The 16,969-nt window shown below is 45.0% G+C and carries 13 protein-coding genes and 1 other annotated feature; of the genes, 12 read left to right on the top strand and 1 reads right to left on the bottom strand.

Annotated elements, in window-relative coordinates; translation table 11 throughout:
• Window positions 1–13: 13 nt before the first annotated feature.
• From E5329_RS16555 to E5329_RS16530, 6 genes are all read left to right on the top strand, one after another.
• Window positions 14–826: a PocR ligand-binding domain-containing protein gene (locus tag E5329_RS16555; RefSeq protein WP_135990584.1), complete on the top strand. Its 813-nt coding sequence runs from the start codon at window positions 14–16 to the stop codon at window positions 824–826.
• Window positions 827–1,020: 194 nt separating this feature from the next.
• Window positions 1,021–2,235 (top strand): tryptophan synthase subunit beta, encoded by a 1,215-nt coding sequence (trpB, locus tag E5329_RS16550; protein ID WP_135990583.1) that lies wholly within the window; start codon window positions 1,021–1,023, stop codon window positions 2,233–2,235.
• A gap of 21 nt (window positions 2,236–2,256) precedes the next feature.
• The gene (locus E5329_RS16545; protein ID WP_135990582.1) at window positions 2,257–3,936 is read left to right on the top strand and encodes a DUF7309 domain-containing protein; all 1,680 of its coding nucleotides are present in this window, start codon (window positions 2,257–2,259) and stop codon (window positions 3,934–3,936) included.
• 26 nt (window positions 3,937–3,962) lie between these two features.
• Window positions 3,963–4,742 carry a protein-ADP-ribose hydrolase gene (locus E5329_RS16540; protein WP_135990581.1) on the top strand — a complete coding sequence of 260 codons (780 nt, stop codon included), beginning with the start codon at window positions 3,963–3,965 and terminating at the stop codon, window positions 4,740–4,742.
• A 19-nt stretch (window positions 4,743–4,761) separates the two neighbouring features.
• A complete protein-coding gene (gene gnpA, locus E5329_RS16535; protein WP_135990580.1) occupies window positions 4,762–6,918 on the top strand; it encodes a 1,3-beta-galactosyl-N-acetylhexosamine phosphorylase in 2,157 nt (718 codons plus the stop codon).
• A gap of 120 nt (window positions 6,919–7,038) precedes the next feature.
• A complete protein-coding gene (locus E5329_RS16530; RefSeq protein WP_135990579.1) occupies window positions 7,039–8,082 on the top strand; it encodes an HD domain-containing phosphohydrolase in 1,044 nt (347 codons plus the stop codon).
• Between the two features lie 162 nt (window positions 8,083–8,244).
• Here the strand turns inward: E5329_RS16530 and tyrS are convergent, their stop codons facing one another.
• Window positions 8,245–9,462, bottom strand: a complete 1,218-nt coding sequence (tyrS, locus tag E5329_RS16525; RefSeq protein WP_135990578.1) for a tyrosine--tRNA ligase — start codon at window positions 9,460–9,462, stop codon at window positions 8,245–8,247.
• 39 nt (window positions 9,463–9,501) lie between these two features.
• Window positions 9,502–9,775 (bottom strand) — a binding site (T-box leader).
• 182 nt (window positions 9,776–9,957) lie between these two features.
• On the opposite strand from tyrS, the gene E5329_RS16520 reads away from it, so the two are divergent.
• The 6 genes from E5329_RS16520 (at window position 9,958) to E5329_RS16495 (ending at window position 16,539) form a co-directional block, all read left to right on the top strand.
• Window positions 9,958–11,091 carry an AI-2E family transporter gene (locus tag E5329_RS16520; RefSeq protein ID WP_135990577.1) on the top strand — a complete coding sequence of 378 codons (1,134 nt, stop codon included), beginning with the start codon at window positions 9,958–9,960 and terminating at the stop codon, window positions 11,089–11,091.
• A 172-nt stretch (window positions 11,092–11,263) separates the two neighbouring features.
• Window positions 11,264–13,042 carry a Na/Pi cotransporter family protein gene (locus tag E5329_RS16515; RefSeq protein WP_135990576.1) on the top strand — a complete coding sequence of 593 codons (1,779 nt, stop codon included), beginning with the start codon at window positions 11,264–11,266 and terminating at the stop codon, window positions 13,040–13,042.
• 2 nt (window positions 13,043–13,044) lie between these two features.
• A complete protein-coding gene (locus E5329_RS16510; protein ID WP_135990575.1) occupies window positions 13,045–13,719 on the top strand; it encodes a response regulator transcription factor in 675 nt (224 codons plus the stop codon).
• Window position 13,720: 1 nt separating this feature from the next.
• Window positions 13,721–15,037 (top strand): sensor histidine kinase, encoded by a 1,317-nt coding sequence (locus E5329_RS16505; RefSeq protein WP_135990574.1) that lies wholly within the window; start codon window positions 13,721–13,723, stop codon window positions 15,035–15,037.
• Between the two features lie 80 nt (window positions 15,038–15,117).
• Window positions 15,118–16,047, top strand: a complete 930-nt coding sequence (locus tag E5329_RS16500) for a calcium/sodium antiporter (protein WP_135990573.1) — start codon at window positions 15,118–15,120, stop codon at window positions 16,045–16,047.
• A gap of 30 nt (window positions 16,048–16,077) precedes the next feature.
• Window positions 16,078–16,539, top strand: a complete 462-nt coding sequence (locus E5329_RS16495; RefSeq protein WP_135990572.1) for a zinc ribbon domain-containing protein — start codon at window positions 16,078–16,080, stop codon at window positions 16,537–16,539.
• Window positions 16,540–16,969 lie beyond the last annotated feature (430 nt).

The following is a 16,969-nucleotide window of genomic DNA, read 5'->3' as shown; positions in this document are numbered from 1 at the left end:
GGAGAAGAAAGCAATGGAAATATTGGATTTAATTGACAAAGAGAAGCTACAGAGGCTTCAGGATTTATTTTCGACGGCAACGGGGGTGGCTGTCAGCATTATTGATATGGAAGGCAGGCATGTAACGGAGGTCAGTAATTTCCTGGATTTCTGTATGAAATATACAAGAGGAAGCGAAATTGGGTTAAAGCGATGTCAGAAATGCGATATGGAAGGCGTGGGCACTTATTTCTGTCACGCAGGATTGATGGATTTTGCAGCGGACATTGTAGTGGAGGGGGAGAAGCTGGGTACGATCCTTGGCGGACAGGTGCTTCCAGCGCCGCCTGACTTTGACAAGTTCCGCAAGGTTGCGGAAGAGATCGGCGTAGACCCGGATGAATATATTGAAGCGTTGAAGGAAGTTCCCATCAAGACTGAAGAATCTATCCGCGCATCAGCTAGTTTAATGGAAGAGATGATTAATATGCTGGTGAATTCCGAATGTACCCGTTATCGGGAGAAGAATAAGATTGGTACGATCGATCAGGAAATTGATATAACCACTAAGAATGTGGAACAGATTGAAAGCATGGTGCAGGATTTGACGAAGGTTTCCAGGAAGCAGAATATTCTTGCGCTGAACGCTTCCATAGAAGCGGCAAGAGCCGGGGAAGCCGGAAGAGGATTCAACATTGTAGCGGGAGAGATGGGCAAATTGTCCTCTATGGCTACAGAGAAATATTCCGCAATTATTGCGAAAGCAGGAGAAATTGATGATTCTCTGAAGAAAATCAATGAGGAATTCAATCGAAATATGGAAGAAGACAATACCGATAATTCGTAAATATATCCGCCATGGCCCGGGAGTCGTATTTTTTTCGATTCCCGGGCTTTTTTCTAGAATCGGTATCATAATTAGAAAAAATATGATATGATAGGGAAAATAAATGGCCGTCACATTTTGCCTGTAATCAGGCAGCGGATGAATATGACATAGTGGGGCAAAAGACCTGCGCCATAGAATAAAGGAGAATATCAATGGACTACAGAACATATTTAAGAAATTATCCTGACAGGGAAGGTCGTTTTGGAGAATACGGAGGCGCTTATCTTTCTGAGGAGCTGCTGCCGGCTTTTGAAGAAATTACAGAGGCTTATCAGACAATTTGCCATTCTTCCCAGTTTATTCACGAATTGCGGAGAATACGGCGGGAATTTCAGGGAAGGCCCACTCCGGTATATCACTGTGAACGGCTTTCCAGGCAAATTGGAAACTGTCAGATTTATTTGAAGAGAGAAGATTTGAACCACACAGGGGCCCATAAACTGAATCACTGTATGGGAGAAGGGCTCCTGGCCAAATTTATGGGCAAAAAAAGACTGATTGCAGAGACAGGCGCAGGACAGCACGGAGTGGCTCTTGCAACAGCAGCCGCTTATTTCGGATTGGAATGTGAGATTCATATGGGAGAGGTGGATATCGCAAAGCAGGCTCCCAATGTAACCCGGATGAAAATATTAGGAGCTAAAGTAGTGCCGGTGAGCCATGGATTAAAAACCTTGAAGGAGGCGGTGGATTCCGCATTCGAATCCTATGCCAGAAATTATAAGGATTCGATTTACTGTATCGGTTCTGCCTTGGGGCCCCATCCTTTTCCGCTGATGGTGCGTGATTTTCAGTCCGTAGTAGGATATGAGGCAAGAGATCAATTCCATGAAATGATGGGAATTGATCCGGAAGTGGTATGCGCCTGTGTGGGAGGAGGAAGCAACTCCATTGGAATGTTTATTCCGTTTTTGAATGATCCGGTAGATATTGTAGGGGTAGAGCCCCTGGGCCGGGGAGAAAAGCTGGGAGATCATGCGGCGTCTATGAAATTTGGAGAGAAAGGCGTAATGCATGGCTTTGAAAGTATTATGCTCAAAGATGAGCAGGGAGAACCGGCTCCGGTATATTCCATAGCCAGCGGCCTTGATTATCCTTCCGTTGGCCCGGAGCATGCGTTTTTGCACGATATGGGCAGAATTCAATATGAGACGGTAGGGGATGAGGAAGCTATGGAAGCATTTTTCAAATTGTCCCGTTATGAAGGAATTATACCTGCCATTGAAAGTTCTCACGCTGTTGCCTATGCCATGAAGAAAGCAAAAGAAATGGGACAGGGCTCCATACTGGTATGCTTAAGCGGCAGAGGAGATAAAGATATTGATTATGTAGTGGAGCATTACGGATACGGAGAACAATTTCTGTAGGAAGAGAAACGGCGGTGAAATATGATTTCAGAAAAATTGTATGCATTGGCATTTGAATATAAGAAAACAAAATTATGGAAGATTATATGGGATTCGGAATTGTTTGCGGTAAAGCTTTCCGATGGCAGAATTGGGTATATCAGTATTATGGGGTGTTTAGGAGAACATTGCGCTCTTGGATTATATGTGGGAGAGGAAGCGCTGAACAGTCTGTGGAGTCTGATGAATGCCCATGAATTTTACATGTCTCCCTTTGAGTTTCAGGAAAGAGTGGTCAATCAAAACTGCCTGCAATGTGCGTTTGAGGGGAAAGATGATTTGTCTGAGGAGGAGCGGGAGGAGGCGAAAGCGTATGCCCGCGCCCATGGGCTCCGGATATCCGGCAAGAATGCATATCCTCATTTTATAAAATATGAGCCCGGCTTTTATCCCTGGACCCTGTCTGGGGAAAAAGAGCAGGAGGATTTGTGTGAAGCGTTGGAAGCGGCAATTAAGATGGCGCAGCTTTTAGAGGGGAAAATGCCCTCAGAACTTGGATTGAAAAGAATTGATGCCGGCGTACAGGAGATTCCCATGCTGGAACGGCAGAACGGAGAATATGTATTGAAGCGGACGAAACTGCCGGAAGCAAAGCCGGTTTCCTGGCCCAAGCCTTTAAGCTGTAATGAAATCGGCGTGGCGGCGTTAAAGAAAATAAAAAAAGCAGATACCTGGGAATGCGAAATCATCCAATATACAGAGCCTGTACGGAATCATCCGGAGGAAACTCCTTATTTTCCTATGGTTTTTATGGCGGTAAATTCAGATAAAGATTATATTTTGCCGGTAGATCCGGTAGGAAGCTATCGTCAGAATCCGGAAGAGCTTTTGAATAATTTTATTGACGCTCTTTTGCGGGAAAAGTTATGTCCCAAGAAGATGAAAGTGCGGGATGAACGAACACGTGACTTTGTAGAAATTTTCTGCAGCAAGCTGAAGATTCCTGTCAGTATCGAAGAAGAGCTTCCGGTTTTGGATAAGGTGGAAGAAGAATTTTTCAGAAGATTTTCTATGAGCGAGGAAGAACAGGTGGGAGAAATGCTGGATTTCCTGAGTGTTCTGATGGAAGAAGAAGGAATAGATCTGGATGATTTTCCGCCGGAATTGACGGGAGAGCTGGAAAAGATCTTGCAGTTGGGATTGCTGCCGGAGGAAGTGGCAGGAAAGATGGAAGAACTTCTCCACTCCGGAAAGAAGCAGGGCGGCCTGAAGAAATCAGACTTTAAAATGGTAGAAAGGAAATCGAATCTGTCCTATGTGCTCAGCGTTTCTGTGTATGCAGGGTGTTACCGTCATATTCAGATTTCCGGTAACAGTACTTTGCAGGAGCTTCACAACGCAATTCAGGATGCTTTTCAATTTGACGACGATCATGCCTATGGATTTTTTATGGATAACAAACGTTGGAGCGACTGGGACTGTTATTATTCCCCGGGAGCAGACGACGGCTATCGTTCTGCAGGAAAATGCACCCTGGATCAGGCGGGTTTGTGCAAAGGAAAGAAATTTTTGTACCTTTTTGATTTTGGAGATGAATGGACGTTTCAGTGCAAGGTTCTTAAGGTTGTGGAAGAAGATACCCCAGTGCCGATGATCCTTAAGAGCAAAGGAAAATCACCGGAGCAGTATCCGAACTGGGAAGAAGACTGGGAGGATGAATAAAGTTTTAGTACAGGAGGTTCCCGGAAATGACACACAACGAGAAATTAGTATTTTTGATTCAGGAGTTATTGTCAGAATCATCCCAGTATAGAGGGATGAAAATTCCCTCTGACACAGGAAAACAGAAACGGATGCTTCGAAGCCTTATGAACATTCGTGAGCCTCTCCCCATCAGCGAGGAATTCCAGCAGGTGCAGGATCAGTATTTAAGGGAAGAAGCAGAAGAAAAAGGCATTGTAAATTGTGAAGATTTGCCGGTATCCCGGCTGGACAGACGCCTTGCGCTCTGGAAAGGGGATATTACGATTCTCAAGGCAGATGCCATAGTTAATGCGGCCAACAGTGCGTTGCGGGGCTGCTATGTGCCTTGTCACGGATGTATTGACAATGCGATCCACAGCGCAAGCGGCATTCAGCTTCGTCTGGCCTGCGATAAGATTATGAAAGAACAGGGCCATGAGGAGCCTACAGGCTGCGCCAAAATTACGCCGGCCTTTAATCTGCCCTGCAGCTATGTTCTGCATACTGTTGGTCCCATTGTTTCCGGCAGTCTGAAAGAAACCCACTGCACTCAGTTAAAAAGCTGTTACCGCTCCTGTCTGGAGCTTGCGGCGGAAAAAGGTTTAAAAAGCGTGGCTTTTTGCTGTATATCCACAGGGGAATATCATTTCCCCCATGACCAGGCGGCGGAGCTTGCGGTGGAAACGGTACAGGAATTTTTAAATACAGATTCCCAAATAGAAAAAGTAATATTTAATGTATTCCAGGAAGAGGATTATAAAATCTACCGTAATATTCTGGAATAGCGGCAGAACGGAGGTTTTTATGAGCAGCACAAAAGGCCGGGTAACCATACCCACAGATTTAGATGTAATTCCCCAGACTCTGGAATTGATGGAAAAATGGGGCGCAGACGCAGTCCGCGACTGTGACGGGACGGATTTTCCCAGGGAGCTTCAAAATGTGGATGGTAAAATATATTCCACGTATTACACCACCAGAAAAGATAACGGCTGGGCAAAGGCCCACCCGGAAGAAATTCAGCAGATGTATGTGATGACCCCCTTTTATATGTCAGAAACGGATGTGCTTCGCATACCTTTGATGAAAGGCCTGTATCCTGATATGTTAAAGCCCAACAGCCGGGACGATATTACGCGCTGGTGGGAGGTAATAGACCGTACAACCGGCCAGATTGTGTCAACAGAGAAGTGGAGCTATGAAGAAAGCACAGGAGAAGTTACCGTTTTGTCCATTCCTTTTCATGATTATACGGTAAGCTTCCTGGCGTATATTATCTGGGACCCGGTGCATATGTATAATGCGGTAACCAACGGCTGGAAGGACGTGGAGCATCAGATTACTTTTGATGTGCGCCAGCCGAAAACCCATGAATTTACCATGAAGCGGCTGCGGAAATTTATCGAAGAGCACCCTTATGTGAATGTACTGCGTTTTACCACGTTTTTCCACCAGTTTACATTGATTTTTGATGAGCTGGCCAGGGAAAAATACGTGGACTGGTACGGATATTCTGCTTCTGTCAGCCCTTATATTCTGGAACAGTTTGAGCGGGAATGCGGATATAAATTCCGGCCTGAGTATATTATTGATCAGGGCTATTACAATGGGCAATACCGGATTCCCACCAGGGAATTCAGGGATTTCCAGGCGTTTCAGCGCAGAGAGGTGTCGAAGATTGCCAGAGAAATGGTAGATATCACCCATGAATGCGGCAAGGAAGCCATGATGTTTTTAGGAGATCACTGGATTGGCACAGAGCCTTTTTTGGAGGAATTTGCCTCCATCGGACTGGATGCCGTAGTGGGAAGTGTGGGAAACGGTTCTACGCTGCGATTGATCAGTGATATTGAGGGGGTGAAATATACAGAAGGACGTTTACTGCCTTATTTTTTTCCGGATACCTTCTGCGAGGGCGGCGATCCGGTAAAGGAAGCGAAGGTCAACTGGGTAACGGCAAGGCGGGCGATTTTAAGAAAGCCCATTGACCGTATCGGTTATGGCGGCTATCTGAAGCTGGCTTTGGATTTTCCGGAATTTGTGGATTATGTAGAGAGTGTCTGTGAGGAGTTCCGGGTGTTGTATGAGAATGTAAAGGGCTGCGTGCCCTATTGTGTGAAAAAGGTTGCCGTTTTGAACTGTTGGGGCAAGATGCGCGCCTGGGGCTGCCATATGGTTCACCACGCCCTGTACCAGAAACAGAATTATTCTTATGCAGGAGTTATTGAAGCCTTATCCGGTGCGCCTTTTGATGTATCTTTTATTAGTTTTGAAGATATCAAAAAAGATCCTTTTATCCTAAATGACATTGATGTTTTGCTCAACGTAGGCGGTGCAGACACTGCCCATACCGGCGGAGAATGGTGGTGTGATGAGGCCATCGTTACGGCCGTAAAGAAATTTGTATACGAGGGCGGCGGCGTTATCGGAGTGGGGGAACCCAGCGGACATCAGGCAAACGGGCGGTTTTTCCAGCTTGCCAGCGTGTTTGGGGTGGAAGAAGAGCGGGGCTTTACCCTGGGCTACGATAAATACAACTGGGATAGCCACGATCATTTTATCACTGAGGACTGCAAAGGGGAAATTGACTTTGGAGAAGGCCAGAAGAATATCTATGCTTTAGAAGGAACGCGGATTCTTGTGGAAAAGGAAAAGGAAGTCCAGCTTGCGGTCAATGAATTCGGAAAGGGCCGGGCGGTTTATATCAGCGGTCTGCCTTACAGCTTTGAAAACAGCCGAATGCTGTACCGTTCGATTCTGTGGAGCGCCCACGAGGAAGGAAATCTTTACCGATGGTTCAGCAGTAATTTTAATGCAGAGGTTCATGCGTATCCTGCAAATGGCAAATTCTGCGTGGTAAACAATACCTATGAGCCTCAGGAAACCATTGTCTACAAAGGAAACGGGGAAAGTTTTTCCTTAAGCTTAAAAGAAAATGAGATACACTGGTACCAGATATAACAGATTTAGGCTATGATGAAGAATCAGGCGGTTCTTTCAGGATTTTTGCAGACATAAGATGAGTCAGGGCAAAATATTATTGAAAACCGCAGGAATAATCAGAGCAGCAGGGAAGGTTTCATGAAAAAAACAATTTTAGTAGTAGATGACAGCAGGCTCAATCTTGCAATTGCGCGGGATCTTTTGTCAGAAGAATATAGTGTAGAGACGGTAAATTCCGGAGAAAATGCGTTGCTTTATCTGGAGGATAATGAACCGGATCTGGTGCTTTTGGATATCCAGATGCCGGGGATGGACGGCATTGAGGTTATGCGCAGGTTGAAAGAAAGCGAGAACTGGAAAGGGATTCCGGTAATTTTTCTGACTGCAGACCGTACGGAGAAAACAGAAGAGACCTGCTTTCAGATGGGAGCAGTTGATTATATCGGCAAGCCTTTTGTGCCGGCGATTATGCTGCAGCGGGTGCGAAGAACCATGGAGCTGGAAGAATATAAGAAGAATCTGGAGCATATGGTGGAGCAGCAATTACAAAGAATTACCCAATTGCAGCAGGATATTATTATAACAATGGCAAATTTAATTGAAAGCCGGGATGGAACTACCGGAGAGCACGTGAAGCGGACAAGTGCCTATGTGAATCTTCTGATAAACAAAATGCAGGAAAAGGATCTTTACAAAGAAATATTAACGCCTACTTACATTGATTATATGCAGAAGGCAGCGCCCCTTCATGATATCGGAAAACTTACGGTTCCTGATCGTATTCTGCAGAAACCGGGAGCTCTGACAAAGGAAGAATATGAATTGATCCAGCTCCATGCAGAGGAGGGCGGCAGGCTGATCCAGGACAATATGGATCGTATCGTAGACAGAGAATTTGTAGAAATTGCAAGAGATATGGCGGCGTGCCATCATGAGAAATGGAGCGGCGGCGGATATCCCCATGATTTAAAAGGGGAAGATATCCCGCTTGCTGCCAGAATCCTTGCAATCGCAGATGTATTTGACGCACTGGTGTCGGAACGTCAATATAAGAAGGGCATGTCCTTGGAACAGGCCTTTGAAATTATGGAAAAAGAAAGAGGCAGAAGCTTTGAGCCGCAATTGCTGGATGTTTTTATGGAGGCTGAAGAAGAACTGCGGGAATTGATGAAAGAACTGTAAATTCCATGCTCAGGGATTAGCAGGGCCCTTCTGGAAGCCCCTTAAATTATATGATTTAATGCTTGGCTGCCAGAAGGGCCCTGCTGGAGGATGCGCAGTCGTGCGAAAAAGTAGATGCCGCAAGCAGCTGCGCTTGGCGCAGATGGCAATGCCATCTATCTATTATTTCAAAATCTTCCGGAAATTTTTCTTTCCTTTTTTCAGTACCACGCCCTTTGTAAATGTATCTGCCGGATATACTGTTTTAATATCCGTCACTTTTTCCCCGTCTACAGAGACGCCGCCCTGTTCCACAGCCCGGCGGGCTTCTGAACGGGAGGAGGTAAGAGAGGATTTTACCAGAAGTCCCAGAATGTCTATGGCGCCTTCCGTGAAATCATCATCAGTTAAAGTCACAGCCGGCATGTCTGCCGCATTGCCGCTGGAAAATAAAGCCCTGGCCGCATCCTGGGCTTTTCTGGCTTCCTCTTCTCCATGTATCATGTTTGTAAGTTCAAAGGCCAGAATTTCTTTTGCGGTATTCAACTGTGCGCCTTCCCAGGCGTCCATTTTGTCAATTTCTTCCAGAGGAAGGAAGGTCAGCATACGGATACATTTCAATACATCGTCATCGGATACGTTTCGCCAGTACTGATAGAAGTCAAAGGGCGAGGTTTTGTCCGGGTCAAGCCAGACAGCTCCGGACTGGGTTTTGCCCATTTTCTTTCCCTCGGAGTTCAGAAGCAGGTTAATTGTCATGGCGTAAGCATTCTTGCCCAGTTTACGCCGAATTAATTCGGTGCCGCCTAACATATTGCTCCATTGGTCGTCGCCGCCGAACTGCATATTACAGCCATATTTCTGGAATAAAGCGTAGAAATCGTAACTCTGCATAATCATATAATTAAATTCCAGAAAGCTCAGGCCTTTTTCCATCCGCTGTTTGTAGCATTCTGCCGTCAGCATCCGGTTTACAGAGAAATGGGCCCCCACTTCCCGCAGTACATCGACGTAATTCAGATCTAACAGCCAGTCTGCGTTGTTTACCATTATGGCTTTTTCTTCGGAAAAGTCGATAAACTTACTCATCTGTGCTTTAAAACAGTCGCAGTTGTGCTGGATCGTTTCTTTTGTCATCATCTGGCGCATATCGCTTCGGCCGGAAGGGTCCCCTATCATTGCAGTGCCGCCGCCAATTAACGCAATCGGCTTGTTTCCGGCCATTTGCAGACGCTTCATCAGGCATAGAGCCATGAAATGTCCCACATGGAGACTGTCAGCGGTAGGGTCAAAACCGATATAAAACACAGCCTTTCCGGTGTTCACCAGTTCCTTGATTTCTTCTTCGTCTGTTACCTGGGCAATCAGCCCTCTGGCAACCAGTTCGTCATATACTGTCATAATGTTACCTCCTGAATCATAAAAAAATACCCCGTCCCCAAAAAGGACGAGGTTACTACCCGTGTTACCACCTTAATTCACAGACTGCTCACACAGCCCGCCTTACTAAGCGCCATACAGCGCTTTTGCAAATTAACGGTTGCATACCGTCACAGCCTACTAGTGAGAGATCCGGCAAAGCTTTTCGCCGGGATTTTCCCATTCGGTGTGCAGCTCAAGGATGTATTCACATTGCGTTCTTCCTGCGCCTCTCAGCTTCCGGCAGCTCTCTGTAGGATTCCGGCATGCTACTTCTTCCCGTCACAGCTTTTAAAATCTCTTTATTTTATGCCATTATATGAGGGAGATGGGAATTTGTCAAGATGGAATTGTGTAAAGCGCATAAAACCAGAGCAAAATCTACATTTATATTGCGGAAGGGAATCCTCTTATGGTATGATACATACCAATTATATTATGCTTTCGTATGGTAGAAAGTTGCAGAAAGGAAAACGTATGGATTTGAACAAAAGTAATATCAAGAAAATACTTGGAATCATCACTTTTACGCTGGTTCTTTTATCGTTGCTGATGAATATGGGCAGGGTTCTGTCCTTCCTGTCCTTCTTGTGGGGAATTTTGTTTCCTTTTGTATTGGGAGGTGCAATAGCCTTTATTCTGAATATTCCAATGACCGCCATAGAAAAGAAATTATTCCCGCAGAATGGAAAAATTGCTCGTTCACTCAGTCTGGTTCTGTCCCTTGCAGGCGTATTAGCCGTTATTACAATTGTAATTGTGGTAGTGATTCCCCAGCTTGGAAAAACCTTCGACAGCATCAGCGCAGGAATGGTCACATTTCTGCCTCAAATGCAGAAATGGCTGGAAGAGCTGTTCCGTGACTGGGATGTGGTAGAAGCTTATATTGAATCTTTGGAATTCGACTGGATGAGCTGGCTGAACGGCGTGAAGGATTTTGCTTTAAGCGGTGCGGGAAGTGTAGTCTCTTATACCATGTCTGCAACCATGACAGTGATTAATGGCGTAGTGACCTTCTTTATCTCATTTGTTTTTTCATTGTATCTTTTGATTCAGAAGGAAACTTTGGGCAGACAGTGCAATAAAGTGATTTGTGCGCTGTTTCCTCAAAAGGCAGTAGAGAAAATCAGCCATATCTGCAGTCTGTCCCACAGGATTTTTTCAAATTTCATTACAGGGCAGTGTCTGGAAGCCTTGATTCTGGGCATGATGTTTCTGGTCAGCATGACGATTTTCCGTATGCCCTATGCGCTGCTGGTGGGAGTGCTCATTGCATTTACGGCATTGATTCCCATGGTGGGAGCTTTTATCGGATGCGTTGTGGGAGCATTTCTGATCCTTATGGTAAATCCCATGCAGGCAGTATTTTTCGTGATATTGTTTTTGGTGCTGCAGCAAATTGAGGGAAATCTGATTTATCCTCATGTAGTGGGCAATTCCGTGGGTCTGCCTTCCATTTGGGTATTGTTTGCAGTGACAGTGGGCGGCAAGCTGATGGGAATTGCGGGAATGCTGATTTTTATTCCTCTGATGTCTGTAATTTATGCGCTGTTCCGGGACTGGGTAAACCAGAGAATAAAAGATGCTTCTTTCGCCCGGAAGAAAAAATAACTGCGGCCCAGAAGGAAAATCCCTGAATTTTGGACATATCCAAATGATAAAGTACACATTCCGGCATTTGAAATTTTACACAGATTTTACACAGATTATGTATTCCATTTACAGAAACCGTATAGAATAATCCTACGTTAAGACAAAAATGAACTTACGCAGGAGGATAAAAATGGATATATTTGGATTTTTGTCGCTGATTGGCGGTCTTGCCCTGTTTCTGTACGGCATGCATGTGATGGGCGGAGGCCTGGAAAAACTTTCCGGCGGCAAACTGGAACGTATTTTGGAAAAATTAACCTCAAATCCGCTGAAAGCAGTTCTGCTTGGAGCAGGCGTGACGGCAGTCATACAGTCCTCATCCGCCACCACAGTAATGCTGGTAGGATTTGTGAATTCCGGGATTATGAAGTTGTCCCAGGCCATCGGAATTATTATGGGAGCAAATATCGGCACCACCTTAACTTCCTGGCTGTTAAGCCTGACGGGAATTGAAGGAGGAAATTTCTTTGTCCGTATGCTGAAGCCGTCTTCTTTTTCGCCGATTTTGGCATTGCTGGGTATTATTCTTCTGATGGGAGCCAAAAGCAGCCGCAAAAAGGATATTTCAGAAATCCTTTTGGGATTTGCAGTGCTGATGTTTGGAATGGAGACCATGAGCGGTGCGGTAAAGCCTCTGGCAGATGTACCAGAATTCACTGGCATTCTTACCAAATTCAGCAATCCCCTGTTGGGAATTCTGGTTGGAGCTTTGCTTACGGCAGTGATACAAAGTTCCTCTGCTTCGGTGGGTATTCTCCAGGCGTTGTCTGTGACTGGAGCCTTTACTTATGGTTCCGTGATTCCGATTATCATGGGGCAGAATATCGGAACCTGCGTGACAGCTATGATTTCGGCAGTAGGCGCCAATAAGGGGGCCAGACGGACGGCCTTTGTACACCTTTATTTTAATGTGATAGGGTCGGTGGTGTTTCTGGCGGCCTACAGTATTGCAGATACAATCTTCCAGTTTGGATTTACCGGTGAAAGGGTGGGAGCCGCCGGAATTGCCGCAATCCACAGTGTTTTTAACATATTTGCAACATTGGTGCTGCTGCCCTTTACGAAGGGGCTGGAGAAGCTGGCTTATCTGACAATTCCGGTGTCGGAAGAAGAACTGAAAAGCTCCGGCAGAGAAGATGAATTTAAGGTATTGGATGAGCGTTTTCTGTCAACCCCCGGGTATGCCATTGAGCAGTGTATTGCCCTGGCAAAGAAAATGGCGGAATTATCGGAAACTGTAATTCAGGAAGCCATAGGTCTGTTTGATAATTTTTCTGTGCAGCAGGCGGAACTGGTGCAGGAGCAGGAGGATATGCTGGATAAATATGAAGATAAGCTCAGCGCCTATCTGACCCGGTTAAGCAGTCAGGATCTGACGGAAAAAGACGGGCAGAATGTCTCTGTTTTGCTGCAGAGCATCAGTGATTTGGAGCGGATCGGCGACCATGCTTTGAACTTGATGGAAATTGCCGGTTCCATGAAGAAAAAAGAGCTGGAATTTTCCAGAAAAGCAAAACACGAAATGGAAGTGTTCGGCGGAGCGGTAAAAGATATTCTAAACCGTTCTATCCAGGCGTTTATTCATAACGATACAAAGCTTGCATTGACGGTGGAACCTCTGGAAGAGGTAATCGACAATCTGAATAAAGAAGTGAAAAAGCATCATATCAAGCGTCTGAAGAAAGGGAAGTGCACCATAGAGTTGGGGCTGGCGTTATCTGATATTGCAGTGAACTATGAGAGAGTGGCGGATCACTGTTCCAATCTTGCCGTGTACATGATTCAGATGGAGGATAATACCGTGGAAGCCCATGACTATGTAAACAATCTTTCCGGAACGACGCGGATGCGTTTTGAAGAAATGCAGGAATTTTTTCATAGTAAGTACCAGCTTGGAGGAAAGGAATAAATATGCCTCTGATATATATTGTAGAAGATGATGAAAATATCCGTGAAATCCAACGGTTTGCCCTGAAAAACAGCGGTTTTGACGTGCAGGAATTTTCCTGCGGAAAAAGTCTGCGTCAGGCCCTGGAACATAAAATTCCCGGACTCATACTGCTTGACATTATGCTGCCGGACGGAGACGGACTGGAAATCCTGTCGGCTTTGCGGCATAACAGTGCAACTTCTCAAATTCCCATTATTATGGTGACAGCCAAATCTACAGAATTGGATAAGGTTAAGGGGCTGGATCTTGGGGCGGATGACTATATGACAAAGCCTTTCGGCATAATGGAACTGATTTCCAGGGTCAAAGCCCTCCTGCGGCGGACAAAGAGCATGGAGGAAGTATCTGTTCTTACCAGCGGCTGCATTGAGGTGGATACAGAGAAACGGATTGTTACGGTAAAGGGCGAAATCTGCCAACTGACATTCAAAGAATTTGAATTGCTGAAAATGCTGTTGATTAATCAGGGAATCGTCTTGTCCAGAGACAAAATCATGGATCAGGTCTGGGGATTTGACTATGAAGGAGAAAGCCGCACAGTGGATATGCACATTAAGACGCTGCGTCAGAAGCTGGGAGAGGAAGGCAGTGCAATACAAACCGTTCGGAATGTAGGATATGTGATGGGCAGATAATATGAAGAAAAGGCTAAACCTGCAGTTTATCATGGCGTCATCTTTTGCGGTTGTGATTACGGCTGTTGTTTCCATGATGTTATTTTATAATATTTTTAAAAATCAGGTATATGACGACATCAAAGATTATACTCATATAATACAGGCATTTCATCAGGAAACGCAGGAATGGGAGAAAAACCGGCTTTTTTTGGAAGAAAGCGGGCTGAGAATTACATTAATCAGAAAAGACGGAAGTGTGGAGTATGACAGCAGCGTCAATCAGCAGGAAATGGAAAATCATAAAGACCGTCCGGAAATTAAAGAAGCAGGAGACTTTGGGGAGGGAACGGCAGTCCGCCGGTCTGCAACGAACTCCGTTCATACGTTCTATTATGCAAAACGGCTGGAAAACGGCGATATTATAAGAATTGGGAAAGACTCGGAAAATATCTTTCAGATGTTGAAGCATACAGGAGTACTGATTGCGGTGTTGTCTTTGTTCAGTGTGCTGCTGTGCGGAATTTTGTCCAGATATTTGACGAAACGCCTGCTGTCTCCGATTGAGAAGCTTGCGTCAAATCTGGACGGAGGGCATCAGGAATCGGTTTATGAAGAAATTCAGCCCTTTATCCAAACCATCCGGAAACAGCATTTCAATATACTGGATCATGCCAGAATGCGTCAGGAATTTACCGCCAATGTGTCCCATGAGTTAAAAACTCCGCTGACAGCCATTTCCGGATATGCAGAGCTGATAGAGAGCGGAATGGCTGGAGAAAAGGATTCCAAACGCTTTGCTGGTGAGATTCACAGTTGTTCTAACCGTCTGCTGGCGCTTATCAATGATATTTTGAAATTATCAGAATTGGATGCCAAAGAACAGGAATTTGATTTTGAACAGGTGGATTTATATCAGGCGGCGGAAAATTGTCTGGATATGATGGATATGCAGGCGGCAAAACAGGGGATTACGCTGGAACTTAAAGGAAAATCCTGCATGATTTCAGCCAATCGGGAGCTTATTGACGAGCTGCTTTATAACCTTTGCAGCAACGGGGTGCGGTACAATTGCCGGGGAGGGAAAGTGACAGTGACAGTAATTTCTGAAAATGGAAGAGGGCTGCTGTCAGTGAAAGATACGGGAATCGGTATTTCCAAAGAACATCAGGAAAGAATTTTTGAAAGATTTTACCGGGTGGATAAAGGCCGTTCCAGGCAAAATGGAGGAACGGGCCTGGGGCTTGCCATTGTAAAGCATATTGTAGCGCAGCATAAGGCGGAGATTATGCTGGAAAGTCAGCCGGGAGTGGGAACAGAAGTAAAGGTGCTGTTTTAGCTGTTTGTTCAGATGATTGCAACTGTTTGTGTAAAAAATCTTGTACGGCTGCTTTTGTACTGCCGGGTTTAGGAGGAAAAATGCTGGATTATGTATTTCTTGTAGTTGGATTTGCACTGTTGATAAAGGGAGCCGATTTTTTTGTGGACGGCAGCGCCAGCGTTGCCAGAAAGCTGCGGATTCCTGGAATGATTATCGGCATGACGATTGTGGCAATGGGAACCAGCGCCCCGGAATGCGCCGTCAGTGTGGCGGCGGCTTTAAAAGGGAGCAATACTATGGCTATCAGTAATGTGGTTGGTTCGAATATCTTTAATCTGATGGTGGTCTGCGGAGCCTGTGCCGCATTTGCGCCTTTGCCGGTGAAAGAATCTACGATGAAACAGGAATTTCCTCTGTCGATTCTTGCAGCCGTGCTGCTCTGGGTGATAGGAAACCAGAGTATGCTGATAGGAAGAACAGACGGGCTGATATTGCTTGGGGTGTTTGCCGTATTTTTGGTCTGGATGGTTATGGAAGCAAAAAAAGCAAGAAATCAGGCCGAGGAAGAAGAAATAGCGGCATTGAAGGACTGGCAGTGTCTGCTTTATATTATAGTAGGACTTGGGGCCATTGTGGCAGGAGGCGATTTTGTAGTGGATTCCGCTTCTGCTATAGCAGCAAGCTTTGGCTTAAGCCCAACATTAATCGGACTTACTATAGTGGCCTTTGGCACGTCGCTGCCGGAACTGGTGACATCTTTAGTGGCGGCAAGAAAAGGGGAAACAGATATGGCTCTTGGAAATGTAATTGGCTCTAATATATTTAATATTCTGCTGGTTCTTGGAATTGCCGGTGCAGTAAGTCCTATGGAAGTCTTGATGGAAAATCTGATTGATGATATAATTCTAATTGGAATGAGTGCTGTTGTATGGATGTTCGCATGGCGCAGAAAGCAAATCAGCCGCTTCCATGGAGTGCTTATGCTTGCAATGTATGCCGGATATATGGGATATATTTGTACACGCTAAGGTGAGGCGGCAGCGTAAGGAGGAAAATATATGACATTTTTTACAAAGTTAGGAGAAACTATTTCGGCAACAGGGAAAGATGTAACTCAGAAAGCAAAAGATCTCACGGAGCTTGCCAAACTGAATCTGGAGGTGAAAGCGAAAGAAGATTTCATTGACAAACAGTATATGGAGATTGGAAAACAGTATTTTGAACTTCACAAAGAGGATGAGGAACCGCTGTTTGAAGAAATAAACCTGATCACAGAGACGTTAATGCAGATAGAACAGTTGAAGTCAGAAATTGCAGACTTAAAAGGAAAGAAAAAATGCCCTTCCTGCGGAGCAGTAGTGGAACAGGATGCCGTATACTGCAATCAATGCGGTGCAAAATGCGAATCTATCTTTGAGGAAGAGACGGCAGAGTCTGTGAAGGAAGAGATGGAAGAAAATGCGGCAGAAGAAGTGACAATGGAATTCTCTGAGCCGGAAAAGGAAAAAGAAGAGGAATAATTTTCTAAAAGTCGGGAAAGCTGTTGTTAGAATGCATACTATTTGGTTCACGGATATAAATAAGAACCGGTTGGCAAATCATCTGGTTTGCAGGTATAACAACAGCTTATTCTGTGCAGATATGCCCAAAGGCAGAAAAATCATAGATTGCACAGGCATCTTCCTGCTGAAAATCAGGGTGTGGGAAAAGCCAGATAAAAAAATGTAAAAATATGTTGACATATGGAAAAGAACGTGATATTATTAAATTCCACCGCGCGATAAGCGGTGGAAACAAAAGGAAATAAAAATTATTTCAAAAAAATGTAAAAAAGTTATTGACAAACGCAAACGACTGTGATAAGATATAGAAGTTGTCGCGCAAGAGAGATAACGAAACGACCTTGACAACTGAACAGTGGAATAACCTTGAAAGATTCAAAGAGTTTCC

The organism is Petralouisia muris, from assembly GCF_004793545.1.
Classification (GTDB): domain Bacteria; phylum Bacillota; class Clostridia; order Lachnospirales; family Lachnospiraceae; genus Petralouisia; species Petralouisia muris.
This window is presented reverse-complemented; position numbering and strand designations above follow the sequence as displayed.

What these genes read in the sequence shown, in the direction of transcription:
- tyrS (WP_135990578.1), bottom strand. Translation starts at nt 9,462, where the DNA reads ATGACAGTATATGACGAACTGGTTGCCAGAGGGCTGATTGCCCAGGTA.
- E5329_RS16495 (WP_135990572.1), top strand. Translation starts at nt 16,078, where the DNA reads ATGACATTTTTTACAAAGTTAGGAGAAACTATTTCGGCAACAGGGAAA.
- E5329_RS16545 (WP_135990582.1), top strand. Translation starts at nt 2,257, where the DNA reads ATGATTTCAGAAAAATTGTATGCATTGGCATTTGAATATAAGAAAACA.
- E5329_RS16530 (WP_135990579.1), top strand. Translation starts at nt 7,039, where the DNA reads ATGAAAAAAACAATTTTAGTAGTAGATGACAGCAGGCTCAATCTTGCA.
- E5329_RS16540 (WP_135990581.1), top strand. Translation starts at nt 3,963, where the DNA reads ATGACACACAACGAGAAATTAGTATTTTTGATTCAGGAGTTATTGTCA.
- trpB (WP_135990583.1), top strand. Translation starts at nt 1,021, where the DNA reads ATGGACTACAGAACATATTTAAGAAATTATCCTGACAGGGAAGGTCGT.
- E5329_RS16515 (WP_135990576.1), top strand. Translation starts at nt 11,264, where the DNA reads ATGGATATATTTGGATTTTTGTCGCTGATTGGCGGTCTTGCCCTGTTT.
- E5329_RS16510 (WP_135990575.1), top strand. Translation starts at nt 13,045, where the DNA reads ATGCCTCTGATATATATTGTAGAAGATGATGAAAATATCCGTGAAATC.
- E5329_RS16500 (WP_135990573.1), top strand. Translation starts at nt 15,118, where the DNA reads ATGCTGGATTATGTATTTCTTGTAGTTGGATTTGCACTGTTGATAAAG.
- E5329_RS16520 (WP_135990577.1), top strand. Translation starts at nt 9,958, where the DNA reads ATGGATTTGAACAAAAGTAATATCAAGAAAATACTTGGAATCATCACT.
- E5329_RS16555 (WP_135990584.1), top strand. Translation starts at nt 14, where the DNA reads ATGGAAATATTGGATTTAATTGACAAAGAGAAGCTACAGAGGCTTCAG.
- gnpA (WP_135990580.1), top strand. Translation starts at nt 4,762, where the DNA reads ATGAGCAGCACAAAAGGCCGGGTAACCATACCCACAGATTTAGATGTA.
- E5329_RS16505 (WP_135990574.1), top strand. Translation starts at nt 13,721, where the DNA reads ATGAAGAAAAGGCTAAACCTGCAGTTTATCATGGCGTCATCTTTTGCG.